Below are 11,835 nucleotides of genomic sequence, written 5' to 3'. Positions count from 1 at the left end.
GTTCCGCCTGGCCCGCGGCGAGCTGTCCAACAACCCCCTTGCGGACGCGATACATTATAACATAACTGTCCGCCGCAGCTTTCTGGGGAGTACAGTCATGACGTCTCGCAAAATGATGATGGCCGCGGCCAGCGCCGCTGCGCTTTTTGCGGGATCCGCGGCCGCGCAGCCGCGCGCCGAAGGCAACGTTGTTGCGGAGGTGGTCGTCCAAGCGACGCCGCTCGGCCACGCGCTGGAGGAAGTCGCGACGCCCGTGGCTCAGCTTGCGGGCGACGAGCTGGTGCGCCGCCGCCAGGCGACGCTCGGCGAGACGCTTATGGGGCTGCCTGGCGTGAACTCCGACACATTCGGCGGCGGCGCGAGCCGGCCGGTGATCCGCGGCCATACGGCCCCTCGGGTGAAGGTGCTGTCGGACAGCTCGGAGTTGATGGACGCCTCAGCGGTGTCGCCCGATCATGCTATCACCACCGAGCCGCTGCTGCTCCGCGAGATTGAGGTTCTGCGCGGCCCCAGCGCGCTCCTCTACGGCGGCGGCGCCATCTCCGGCGCGGTGAACCTGATCGACATGAAGGTGCCCTCGGAAATCCCTGAGCGAGGCGTCGAGGGCGTTGCAGAACTGCGCGGCGGGACGAACGCCAAGGAGCGGGCAGGCGTCTTCGGCTTGACGGTCGGCGGCCATGGCCTTGCGCTGCATGCCGAAGGCGTCATGCGCAAATCTGACGACTACGAGGTCCCGGACTGGTCCGAGGATCGGGTCCACGGGACCTGGAATGAAACGTCCACAGCTTCTTTCGGCGGGTCCTGGATCGGGGAACGCGGCTTCCTGGGGGCGGCGTTCACCCGCCAGAAGAGCGAGTACGGGCTGCCGGGCCACAGCCACGAATACGAGTCCTGCCACCCGCATGGCAGCTCGCTGCATTGCGGCGGTCATGATCACGACGAGGATGATCACGATCATGACCATGACCACGAGCACGAAGAAGAAGCGCCCTTCGTGCGCCTTCGCAGCGACCGCTGGGATATCCGCGGCGAGTACCGTGAACCGATCGCCGGCGTGGAGCGCGTCCGGCTGAGGGCCGGCGTCACCAACTACCGTCACGATGAAGTGGACGAGGGGGCTGTCGCCACCACCTTCCGCAACAAGGGCCACGATGTCCGTGTCGAGCTGGAGCACAAGCCGATCGGCGGGTTCCGCGGCGTGTTCGGCGTGCAGACCGCCAAGAGCGACTTCAGCGCGTTGGGCTCGGAAGCCTTCCTTCCGGGCACCGACACCAAGACGACGGGCGTGTTCCTGTTTGAGGAGCTCGACTGGAACGACTGGCACTTCGAAGTCGCGGCTCGTCAGGACTGGCAGGAAATTGAAGGCGCGACGGTCGTCTCCACCGAGCACAAGCCGCTTTCGCTGTCCGCCTCGGCCCTATGGACCTTCACGCCGGGCTATTCGGTGGCGCTGGCGGTTTCGCGCTCCCCAGCGTGCGCCGACGGCCCAGGAGCTCTACGCGCGCGGCGTGCACCTGGCGACGAACACCTACGAGATCGGTGACCGGACCCTCGACGAGGAGACCGCCAACACGCTCGACCTGACCTTCCGCAAGACCACGGGAGCCACGACCTTCACGGTGGGCGCCTTCCACCATCGCATGGAGGACTACATCTTCGCCGAGACCCTCGACCAGTTCGAGGAGTTCCGTCTGATCCGCTATGCGCAACAGGATGCCCGCTTCACGGGCCTGGACGGGGAGATAACCCATCGCTTCACACCGGAGCTATCCGCTTCGGTGTTCGGCGACTACGTGCGGGCCAAGCTGACGGACGCCGGTGGGAACCTGCCACGCATCCCGGGCGGCCGGCTCGGGGCCCGCGCCAGCGGCGACTGGGGCGCCTTTAGCGGAGAGCTCGAGTACTACCACGTCTTTGAGCAGGGCAAGATCGCCGCTTTCGAGGAGGAGACGCCTGGCTACGACATGGTCAACGCCACCATCGCCTACAAGCTGCCAACGGCCGGGGCCGACCTTCAGGTCTATTTGCGCGGTACGAACCTCCTCGACGAACTGGCGCTGAACCACGCGTCCTTCCTGCGGAGCTCGGCGCCCCTGCCGGGGCGCACCGTGGTGCTGGGGCTGCGAGCCGCCTTCTAGGGCGCACCGCGCCGGCTGCGCCTCAGGAGGTGCAACCGGCGCGGGCCTGAAGAGGTCGCACCGGTGGTGGCCCCCAACCTGGACGTCGCAGCGGCTCTGGCGGCGGCTGAAGAGCATTGTCGGGGCCAGCAGGTGGCGCTGACCCCAAACCGCCGGTTCATGCTGCAGCAGCTGTTGGAAGCCGGACGGCCGATGAAGGCCTACGAGTTGCTGCCGCGCCTGCAAGCCGCGGGCCGCCCGAGCAACCCTGCGTCCGCCTATCAGGCGCTGCGGGCGCTGCAGGCGGCGGGGCTCGTTGGCCGGATCGAGACCCTGAACGCCTTCGTCGCTCGCGCTCCGGGCGAGGCGGGCCCCGCGGTCCTCGTCTGCCGGGCCTGTGAAGACGTCACCCCTGTTCACATCCGCATCGAAGGCGCGGCCCGTGCGGCGGCCCGCCGGCACGCCTTCGGCGTCGAGGGCTGGATCTGCGAAGTGGTCGGGGTTTGCGCCCGCTGCCGTGGGACCGCTCTGGCGCCCTAGAGGGAGATCTCGCCTTGCCGTCGCAGTTGTTCGACTTCCTCACCCGCCAGCACCAAGGGCCATGGGGGCGCGTTCTCGACGCGGGCACCGGGGTCAACTCGGCCACCTGGCTGGCGGGGCTGCCGACCGAGAGCCTCACGCTCGTCACCGGCTCGGAGCGGCACGCGCGCCAGGTGCTCGAGCGTGTGAAGCTCCGGCCGTCAGATCGGTTGCTTGTGGGGAACTGGGCGGATGGGGGGTTCCTGGTCGGCGAGCGGTTCGACACCGTGGTGGCGGACTATCTGGTCGGCGCCATCGAGGGTTTTGCGCCCTACTTCCAAGAGGCGCTCTTCGACCGGTTGGCGAAGCTGACAGCAGGCCGGCTCTACCTCGTTGGCCTGGACCCTTACGTGGTCCAGGAGCCGGAGGTCGAGAGCGGCCGGCTGGTGTGGGAGATCGGGCGCTATCGGGATGCTTGTCTGTTGCTGGCCGGAGAGCAGCCCTATCGGGAATATCCCGCGGAATGGGTTGTCGGGCAGCTTCAGCACGCAGGCTTCACCGTATCTGAAGCGCGACGCTTCCCCATCCGCTACAAGGCTCGGTTCGTGAACGCTCAGATCGACATGGCGCTCATGCGGGTGGCGCGTCTTCCCAACACGAAGCTTGCCGCCTCGCTCGTCGACCATGGTGAAGCGCTGAGGGCGCGTGCACTGAACCTTGCAGATGCCGAAGACGGTCTCCGCCACGGTTTCGACTACGTCATCGTGGCCGATCGGCAGGGCGGCGCGCCCTAGCTCCGCTCGGCTCAAGGGCGCGGAGCTAGGTCAAGCCCTGCAGGCCCAGCCACGCCAGGTGAACGCCGCGTAGAACAGTTCGACATCATGGAAGCCGGCCTCGCGAAGAACGGCCGCATCGTCCTCCGGAGTCAGAAGCTCGAGGTTTGCTGCGACGGCGGCGCGCGCGGTCTCCGCCTGCTCCGGCTCCACCCCGGACGAAACCGCGAATGCGGCGTAGCGCGACAGCCACCGATCCCGCACCGCCGGTTCCTGCGGGAAGCTGCTATGGGCGACGACGCAAGCACCGCCCGGACGCATGCGGCGGCGCAGTTCGCGAGCCGTGTCCACGCGGGCGCTGCGATCGAGGAAATGCAGCGTCAGCAGACATGTGGCGGCGTCGAATGGGCCGTCCGGCGCGGCGTCGATGTAGCCTTGCACGAGTTCGATGCGATCTGCAGCCGCTGCGGCGGTTTGGCGGGCGAGGCGCAACATCTCCGCCGACGGATCAACCCCGACGAAAGTCCAGCCGGGGTGCGACTCCGAAAGCGACCGCAGCTCCAAACCGCCCCCCGGCCCCCAGCACCAGCACCCGCGCGTCTTCAGGCGCGTGTTCCGCGAGGAGCAGGCCTGTCATGCGGTGCAGCGCGTCGAGCCCGGGCGTGAACCGGCGGGGCCCCTCCAGATAGCGCGCCACAGCAGCGGGATCGGTGAAGGTGTTCAGGAAATGCTGAGCTCCCTGATCCGCCTCGATGGAGACGCCGGACGTCATGCGGGCTGCGCGTCCCAGATGCGGTAGAAGATGCCCTCTTCGTTGTGCCCGCCGAGCTTCAGCGTGCCCTTGAGCACCTTTACGCGGTAGTCGAAGCCGAAGCCGACTGTCGACTTGATCTCGATGAACTGCATCGGGTTCGGGTTGAGGTGGAACGGGCAGTCCGGCGGATAGGCCAGCAGCACGAAATGCTTCTGCAGCGTCCCATTCTGCAGGGGCATCATATAGCCCGCGACCTTCACCGGCTTTCCGTCCAGCGCCTTCACCTTCGGCGGGAACACCGGCTTCGAGCGGATGTAGCCCTTGGCGTCGGTACGGGTGATCTCCTTTGTCGACTCCAGGAGCGACCAGGCGATGCCGCCGGGCGGGGTGTCTGCGGGCTTCCAGACGGCTTCCGTGGGCGCTGCGGGTCGCTGCTGCCGCTGCAGCGCATGCGCCGGTGCGGCGACCAGGCCAAGCGAGGAGACGAGGAGAGCGCGTCGGTCGAGCATCGAGAGTCCTCAGGCAGCGCGGGCGAGGGTGCGACTGATGTCGACGCCGAACACCCGAAGAGCGGGAATGAGGGCGGCGAGGGCTCCAGCGATCAGGGCGGCGAGCACGATCCAGGCCTCGGCCGGCTCGAAGCGCCACGCGGTAAGCCCGATCTCCTGCAGCCTGTCGAAGCTTGCGACGGCGGCTGCGACGACTCCGTGCCCGAGCGCGACCCCGAGAATGGCGCCGGCGGCCGCCAGGATCAGGCCCTCGGAGATCACCTGGATGAAGATCTGGGGGGCTTGGCGCCCATGACCCGAAGCATCGCCATGTCGGCTTCGCGCTGCCGTAGCGCCGTGTAGAGCGCCACAAAGATAGAAAGGCCGCCGGTCAGCATCAGAAGGCCGGCGAGCGCCCGCGCGGCGTCCACGCCGACGCCGACGAGGGACAGAAGCCGGGTCGTCTCGACCGCTGGGACGGCGGCCTGCAGCGCGGTCTGGCGATTGATGAAGGCTGGCAGCCGCACGGCCGCCAGAGCGGAGCGGTAGCTGACGAGCACCGCTGTCACCTCCGGCTCCCCGGCGTGCGCCGCCTGACTCGCGTTCGCCGGCGCGGGCTCTTCGTGCGCGTGGGCAGCGTCCTCCCCGGCATGCCCCGCGTGCTCGTCGTGGGCTTCCCCGGCGTGGTCCTCGTGCGCCGCCTCCGCCGCGTGCGCGATCCCGTGCACAGCCCAGACGCTCTCGACGGAGGTCAGGATCAGGCGGTCCAAAACGCTTCCGGTAGGCGCCATGACGCCAACGACGACGAACGGACGCTCATCGTGACCCTGGCCATCGTCGCCGCCGAGGCCGTGAGAGCCCACGAACTGCTGACCCAGACCGGCGCCGGTTCGCCGGGCGACCTCCGCCCCCATTACGGCCTCGCCGGGCCCGCTCCAGAGACGGCCCTGCGCCACGGCCGCGCCGTAGTGGTCGAGATAGGCAGGCTCCGTGCCGACGATCCGGAAGCTGCGAAAGTTGTCGCCGAGCGCCAGAGGAATCGCCTTGGCGACGGTGGGATCGGCGCGGAGGGTCTCAACCGTCTCCAGCGGGATGTTACCGGTCGGAACATCCACGTGGTAGACGCTCGAGAGGATGAGCTGCAGCGGCGATCCCTTCGCGCCGACTACCAGGTCCACCCCCTGCGCATCCCGGGTGAAACGCTCGCCGAGCTGGGCCGAGAACAGGACCAGCACCACCAACGTCGCAACGGCCAGGCTGAGGATCAGGACATTGAGCGCGGTGTTCAGCGCGCGGTCCCGGAGATAAGCGAAGGTCAGACCAGTCAGGGTCATGCCGCCAGCGCCGTCGGCTTCAGTTCGATGGCCTGCGGGAAGCGGCCGCGGATGCGCCGATCATGGGTGGCGATGATCAGGGTCGCCCCGGTGGTCCGCGCCGCCGACAGCATCAAGTCGACCATGGCCTGGGCATTGACGTCATCCAGCGCGGACGTCGGTTCGTCGGCGATCAGGATCGGCGGCTGGGTGCAAAGCGCTCTGGCGATCGCCGCGCGCTGGGTTTCCCCTTGGCTGAGCTCACGCGGTCTAGCATCGGCCCGATGCGCCAGCCCGACCTGCGAGATCAGCCTGTCGATGAGTTCGCGATGGACCGGGCCTGGACCCAGCCGTTGGGCCAAGGCGAGGTTCTGGCGCACCGTGAGGGACGAAATCAGCCGCAGGGTCTGGAAGACCAAACCGATCTTCTCACGCCGAAGGGCGTCCCGCGCCGTCGGCGAAATGCGCGCCATGGACGCGCCGTCGATCAGGACGTCGCCCGTTGTCGGCGTGAGCAGTCCAGCAAGGATGTTGATCAAGGTCGTCTTCCCGCTGCCGGACGGCCCGAGCAGCAGGTGGTGATCGCCGGCGGCGACCTGCAGCAGCGGCAGGTCGAGGATCTGCCGGTCAGCGATCCTGTGCGTCAGGTTGCGCGCTTCGATCAGCATCGGTCGGGACCGGCGCAGGCGGGCTGACGGACGCCGCCGCGAACTGTTGTGGAGCGTCCTCGGCCTTGATGTCGAACCGCGCGAGGAAGGACTGCCGCGCTTCGGCCATCGCCCGCTCGCGTTCGGCGAGCATCGCAGCCTCGCGGGCCTTCATTTCCTCGTAAGTCGCGTAGTTCTCGTAGCCGGAATACTCCCGGTAGTAGCCGCCGCCGTGGAAGTCGCAAGCGAGCGAGGGCGCGGCGATCACGGAGCTCAAGCCCAGGCCAATCAGCAGAGCGCGCATCGTGGACATCCTCGTGGGTGTAATGATATAACATCCGAGTTTAGTCCGCAGCGCAAGTGGGCTGGCTAGCGGCATGCAGCAGCCGACGGCGCCAATTCAGCACGTGCGCAGCGGCGACCAGCAGGGCGCCGAGCAACGTCGCGGTCCGCTCATGAGCGGCGGGCCCAAGCGCGCCGAATGCGAGCAGCGCCAGCCCGAGGAAGCCCATCGCCAGCAAGCCGGCTGATGGCTTCAGGCCGTGCCCCGGCCGTAACAGGGCGGTCGCCGCAAGCGGAGCGGCGATCATCACGAATAGCGCGTGCACCCACTCTGCTTCCGCCCAAGCGCCAAGGAGCGGCAGCGCGGTCGCCAACACGGGCAACGCGAGACAGTGGGCGAGGCAAAGGCTCGAGAGGCCCAGGGCGGCTCCATCCAGAACCGAAGCTGCTTGCCTCATTCGAACCTCCGCCTTGCCAATCGCTGTGATGTTATATCATAACGCTCCTCAGCTGTTACACAATAACATCTTGGGGGGCTTGGGGTGAGGACATACCGCTGGGCGAAGGCTGGCCTTCTTGCGGGCACGATCCTGGGCGGCGCCGCCCACGCGGAAGTTGCTCCGGCGAACCTGGAGGAGGTGGTCGTCACGGCGACGCGATCGGAGCGCCCGCTGCTCGACGTCCCAGCGGCCGTCGCGTCGCAGAGCCTTGAGGAGCTTCAGGCGCTCGGCTTCACCTACGGGACGGACGAGTTCCGCGGTGTGCCCGGGATCTTCTTCCGACGAGGAGAGGGCGACGGCGACGAATTCCCGTTCGTCTCGATCCGCGGCTCCAGCGGCGTCGAAGGCTATCTCGCCATGCTCGATGGCGCACCGTTCATGGGGCCCGACGAGGAGCCGCTGCTCGCCCAAGTCCCCTACGCCGCGCTCGACCGGGTCGAGATCGTCAAGGGCCCGACTTCGGCGCTCTACGGGCGTGGGGGCCTCTACGGGACGGTCAACTACATCACCCGCTCGCCGCGGGCAGACAACACGACGGTCGCGGCTTCGGTCGGCAGCGATGACTACTATCGGGGGAGGCGCAGCTTTCGCGCCGCTCCGGCGACGGCGGCGTGCTGGCCGCCCTGTCGTACGAGGACTACGGCGGCTGGCGCGAGAACAGCCGCAAGCAGCTTCTAAACCTGTTCGGCAGGGCGGATGTCGATCTCTCGCCGAGGACCGCGCTGACCGCCTCGCTGAACTACAGCGACCGCGACTCCGAGGTCCCCAACGCTATTCCAGTCGACCGAAATGGCCGCGTCGTCGACGTGATCGGCGGCGAAGAAACCTTCATCGGGTTCGGCGAGCCAAGGAACCAGACTGAAGGCCTGATCGGCCAGCTACGCCTCACCCACAAGGCCACTGAGGCGCTGACCCTGGCGGCGACCGTACAGGGCCGCCGGTTTGAGCAGGATCTGCGCCTGAACTTCTTCGATCCGTTCGGCACGGACCTCACGCGCAACGTGGCCGGCTTCAACGGCTTCCGCGGCCAAAGCGTACACAAGGTGCTGTTCGGCGAGGCGACGGCGGAATGGCGCGGCGGCGCCCATACGTTGATCGCCGGCGTCAGCGCCGAGCGCTCGAAGTCGCGCAGCCTTGATTCCTGGTCCGGCCAGAACGGCTTCACGCCGGAATGCGGCTTCGCCTTCTATCTCGTCGAGGTGGACTACACGACGGGCGCCGTCCTCAACGCCGACCATCCGTGCTTCGTGACAGACGACCCGCTCACGCGCGACCGCTTCGAGGACACCTTCGTCGGCGCCTTCGTCCAGGACGAGATCGCCCTCGGCGAGCGCTGGCGGCTGACGCTCGGCCTTCGCTACGACTCCTTCAAGCGCCGGGCCGTCGTGGCTTCTCCGCCGACGGCCGTCGAGGCTCCGCTGGAAGGCGACGCCGACGCTTTTTCACCAAAGGCGTCGCTGTCCTACCGGTATGACGGCGGCCAAGCCTACATCGCCTACGGCCGGGGCTTCAGCTCCAACTTCGGTCCCACGTTCGAGTGGGACGCGGTGCAATACGCCCGGCCCGACAACAAGCCGTCCAAGCTCGACAGCTATGAGATCGGCCTTAAGGGCCGGCTGCTCGACGGCGCTCTGCAATACGAGGCGGCCGCCTTCTACACCGAGCAGACGAACCGCCGCGCCGGCATGCCCAACCCGGCGGCGGAAGTCGACTTCACCGCGCCGGGCACGCTGATCGTCTTCGGCTCGAAGTACCGCAGCCGCGGCGCCGAGCTGGCGCTCACCTGGCGGCCGACGGACGCAACGCGACTGACGGCGCAGTACAGCTGGCTCGATCCGGAGTGGAAGGACTACGTCGTCGAGACCTTCGCCGGCCCGGTCGATCTTTCCGGGAGGACCCCGCGGGGCGTCGCGAAGAACGTCGTCTATCTGGCGGCCGAGCAACAGTTCAGCGACTGGATCAGGGGCCAGGCGACGCTTGAGGTCTACGACGACTACGCCGTGACCGAGGACAACCGGATCGAAGCCGGCGCCTACGAACTGCTCACGCTCAACGTTCGGATCTCGCCGCCGCAGACGCCGAACCTGACCCTCGACCTGACGGTCAACAACGCCCTGGACGAAGACTACCACTTCTACTTCGGCGGTCGCACGAACCCGACCTACGCAACGCCAGGAACGCCCCGCCAGGTCCGCGCCACCCTGCGGGCGACGTTCTGATGTTGGGCCTCCACAGACGCTCCGTCCTCGCCGGCACGCTGGCGTTGGCCGCCTGCGGCCGGACAGCCGGGGCGCCAGCCGAGGTTGCAGGCGGCCGCGAGATCCCGATGGCGCACGCCAAGACCTTCAAGGTCCGCGAGCGTGACGGCTATCGCATCGTGGATGTCGAGGCCTCGGTCGTGGCCTGGGGCGGCTCAGCGGGTGGCCCACCGCAGCGCGCCCGTCTCGTCCTCGTGCCGAAAACGATGACGGCGCCGCCGCTCACCGGCGATCTGGCCGGCGCCACGCTGATCCGGACGCCGGTCGCGCGCATCGCCGTCAACGACCAGCCGCAGGAGGCGATCATCCGCGCCCTCGGCGTGACGAGCCAGCTGGTCGCGGTCGGCGGCCACAACAGCTACGACGACGGCATCCGCGCCAGGGTGAAGTCGGGCCAGCTCCAGCAGGTGGGCTACGGCTGGCATCAGCCGCCCACCCTGGATGCGCTGGTCGCCGCCCGGCCCGACGTCTTCATCGCTCGCATGGCCGACCTCACGCACACCCAGCACATGGAGCGGGTGAAGGCGCTCGGCATCCCGGTCGTGCCGACCTTCATCGACGCCGAGCCGCACTACATGGGTCGCGTCGACTGGGTGCGGCTCGTCGGCCTGATGACGGGCCGCGAGCGGGAAGCCGACGCCTTCGTCGCGGAGGTGACCCGGGAAGTCGACCGCTGGAAGGCGCTCGCCGCGGCCCAGCCGAAGCGCTCGATGCTCTGGGCCTGGTACCTGAGCGCCGGCGACCGCTGGTCGGTCACCCAGCGCAACGGCGACGCGGCACTGATCCGGGACGCGAACGCCGAGGTGGTGATGGGCGCGCCCGACGACCCGGAACTCGACGCCTTCTCGCGGTTGTCCACCGAGCAGCTGCTTCAGGGCGGCACGGACGCGGACTGTTGGATGATCCGCGATCCGCTCTCCAACCCCTTCACGAACCGCACCGTGCTGGAGCGCTTCAAGGCGTACCGCGAGGGCGCCGTCTACTGGCAGCACGGGCTCAAGAACCCCAACGCCGACTGCTGGGAGATCTGGGAAATGGGCTCGATACGCCCGGATTGGGTGCTGGCCGACGTGGCCAAGATGGTCCACCCCCGCTCCGCGACGGGACGATGCGCTACCACGCCCTCGAGACCTGGGAGGGCGGCCATGCCGGTGCGGGTCACCACTAGCAGTCTCCTGCTGTTCGCCGCACTTGCGGCGCTGTCGCTCTACGTCCTGGCCTACGGGCAGATCGCCATCCCCCTGGGGGAAGCGGTCGCGGCCCTGACAGGCTCCGGCTCGGACGCGCTCTCCGCCCAGATCGTTCGCGAAATCCGCCTGCCGCGGGTTATGGCCGCCGTGCTGGCGGGCGGCGCGCTCGGCGTGGGCGGCGTGCTGATGCAGGCGCTGTTCCGCAACCCGGTGGCCGACGGCTGGTCTCTGGGACTGCTCGCGGGCGGCCAGTTGGGCGTGGCGCTCACCGTCACCGCCGCCGCTTTCGCTGGACCCGCCGCCGTGTCGTTCCTGACTGTCTTCGCCGGCCCCAGCATAACCCTTGCGGCGGCCGGCGGCGTCGCTCTGGCGGCGGCGACCATGCTGATGCTCGGCCGCAGGCTGGGCGCCATCACCCTGCTGGTCGTGGGCCTCATGCTGGGCTTCACCGCTCAGGGCCTCACCAGTGTGCTGCTGCACTTCGCGGCGCGGGCCGGCGGCCGGATCTACGGGGGCTGGAGCGATGCCAGCTTCGCAGGCGTCCAGCCGCAGAACCTGCCGTGGCTGGCGGTCCCCATCGTGCTCGGCCTTGTCCTGGCGGTTGCGACCGCCAAGCCGCTGTCCTCTCTGCTACTGGGCGAGAACTACGCCCAGAGCCTAGGCGTGCGCGTCGGCGCGCTTCGGCGGCTGGCGCTCACGGCCACGGTCCTGCTGGTCGCCCCTGTGGTGGCGTTCTGCGGGCCTGTGTCGTTCATCGGCTTGATCGTGCCGCACTTCGCCCGGGCGCTGGCGGGCAGCGCACGCATCCTGCCGCTGATCCCCATCGCCGCGCTCGGTGGGGCGCTGCTGGCCTTGGCCGGCGACGCCATCGTCCATGCGCCGTGGGAGCAGCACTTCCTGCATCTCAACGCGATCCTCGCGATCGTCGGCGCGCCCGTGGTGATCCTACTGCTGGTGTTCTCGCCAGCTCTGCGGGGGTGGCGCTGATGCTGAG

General features: G+C 68.5%; 15 protein-coding genes. 7 read left to right on the top strand and 8 right to left on the bottom strand.

Annotated elements, in window-relative coordinates; genetic code table 11:
• The first annotated feature begins 97 nt into the window (after positions 1-97).
• The 4 genes from LRS10_RS20325 (at position 98) to LRS10_RS20310 (ending at position 3,430) form a co-directional block, all read left to right on the top strand.
• The gene (locus LRS10_RS20325; protein ID WP_257838831.1) at positions 98-1,543 is read left to right on the top strand and encodes a TonB-dependent receptor; all 1,446 of its coding nucleotides are present in this window, start codon (positions 98-100) and stop codon (positions 1,541-1,543) included.
• Entirely contained in the window at positions 1,509-2,138 is a 630-nt protein-coding gene (locus tag LRS10_RS20320; protein ID WP_257838830.1) for a TonB-dependent receptor, read from the top strand. The genes LRS10_RS20325 and LRS10_RS20320 overlap by 35 nt, the downstream gene beginning before the upstream one ends.
• A gap of 63 nt (positions 2,139-2,201) precedes the next feature.
• Positions 2,202-2,657, top strand: a complete 456-nt coding sequence (locus LRS10_RS20315) for a Fur family transcriptional regulator (RefSeq protein WP_257838829.1) — start codon at positions 2,202-2,204, stop codon at positions 2,655-2,657.
• A gap of 14 nt (positions 2,658-2,671) precedes the next feature.
• Positions 2,672-3,430: a class I SAM-dependent methyltransferase gene (locus LRS10_RS20310; RefSeq protein ID WP_257838828.1), complete on the top strand. Its 759-nt coding sequence runs from the start codon at positions 2,672-2,674 to the stop codon at positions 3,428-3,430.
• A 30-nt stretch (positions 3,431-3,460) separates the two neighbouring features.
• On the opposite strand, the gene LRS10_RS20305 is transcribed toward LRS10_RS20310, so the two are convergent.
• From LRS10_RS20305 to LRS10_RS20270, 8 genes are read right to left on the bottom strand one after another with little or no spacing between them, the layout of a single operon-like run.
• Positions 3,461-3,973 (bottom strand): class I SAM-dependent methyltransferase, encoded by a 513-nt coding sequence (locus LRS10_RS20305; protein WP_257838827.1) that lies wholly within the window; start codon positions 3,971-3,973, stop codon positions 3,461-3,463.
• Positions 3,918-4,181: a hypothetical protein gene (locus LRS10_RS20300; RefSeq protein WP_257838826.1), complete on the bottom strand. Its 264-nt coding sequence runs from the start codon at positions 4,179-4,181 to the stop codon at positions 3,918-3,920. The genes LRS10_RS20305 and LRS10_RS20300 overlap by 56 nt, the downstream gene beginning before the upstream one ends.
• Positions 4,178-4,672: a DUF3299 domain-containing protein gene (locus LRS10_RS20295; protein WP_257838825.1), complete on the bottom strand. Its 495-nt coding sequence runs from the start codon at positions 4,670-4,672 to the stop codon at positions 4,178-4,180. The genes LRS10_RS20300 and LRS10_RS20295 overlap by 4 nt, the downstream gene beginning before the upstream one ends.
• 9 nt (positions 4,673-4,681) lie before the next feature.
• A complete protein-coding gene (locus LRS10_RS20290; protein ID WP_257838824.1) occupies positions 4,682-4,933 on the bottom strand; it encodes a hypothetical protein in 252 nt (83 codons plus the stop codon).
• Positions 4,930-5,985 carry an ABC transporter permease gene (locus LRS10_RS20285; RefSeq protein ID WP_257838823.1) on the bottom strand — a complete coding sequence of 352 codons (1,056 nt, stop codon included), beginning with the start codon at positions 5,983-5,985 and terminating at the stop codon, positions 4,930-4,932. The genes LRS10_RS20290 and LRS10_RS20285 overlap by 4 nt, the downstream gene beginning before the upstream one ends.
• A complete protein-coding gene (locus LRS10_RS20280) occupies positions 5,982-6,632 on the bottom strand; it encodes an ABC transporter ATP-binding protein (RefSeq protein WP_257838822.1) in 651 nt (216 codons plus the stop codon). Before LRS10_RS20280 ends, LRS10_RS20285 begins: the two co-directional genes overlap by 4 nt.
• The gene (locus LRS10_RS20275; protein WP_257838821.1) at positions 6,592-6,915 is read right to left on the bottom strand and encodes a hypothetical protein; all 324 of its coding nucleotides are present in this window, start codon (positions 6,913-6,915) and stop codon (positions 6,592-6,594) included. The genes LRS10_RS20280 and LRS10_RS20275 overlap by 41 nt, the downstream gene beginning before the upstream one ends.
• A gap of 40 nt (positions 6,916-6,955) precedes the next feature.
• Positions 6,956-7,351, bottom strand: a complete 396-nt coding sequence (locus tag LRS10_RS20270; protein WP_257838820.1) for a MerC domain-containing protein — start codon at positions 7,349-7,351, stop codon at positions 6,956-6,958.
• Between the two features lie 84 nt (positions 7,352-7,435).
• On the opposite strand from LRS10_RS20270, the gene LRS10_RS20265 reads away from it, so the two are divergent.
• The 3 genes from LRS10_RS20265 to LRS10_RS20255 are packed head-to-tail and all read left to right on the top strand — an operon-like array spanning position 7,436 to position 11,828.
• A complete protein-coding gene (locus LRS10_RS20265; RefSeq protein WP_257838819.1) occupies positions 7,436-8,071 on the top strand; it encodes a TonB-dependent receptor in 636 nt (211 codons plus the stop codon).
• A complete protein-coding gene (locus LRS10_RS20260; protein ID WP_257838818.1) occupies positions 8,005-9,612 on the top strand; it encodes a TonB-dependent siderophore receptor in 1,608 nt (535 codons plus the stop codon). Before LRS10_RS20265 ends, LRS10_RS20260 begins: the two co-directional genes overlap by 67 nt.
• A complete protein-coding gene (locus LRS10_RS20255) occupies positions 9,612-11,828 on the top strand; it encodes an iron chelate uptake ABC transporter family permease subunit (RefSeq protein WP_257838817.1) in 2,217 nt (738 codons plus the stop codon). Before LRS10_RS20260 ends, LRS10_RS20255 begins: the two co-directional genes overlap by 1 nt.
• Positions 11,829-11,835 lie beyond the last annotated feature (7 nt).

The organism is Phenylobacterium sp. J426, assembly GCF_024699945.1.
Classification (GTDB): Bacteria; Pseudomonadota; Alphaproteobacteria; order Caulobacterales; family Caulobacteraceae; genus Phenylobacterium.
This window is presented reverse-complemented; position numbering and strand designations above follow the sequence as displayed.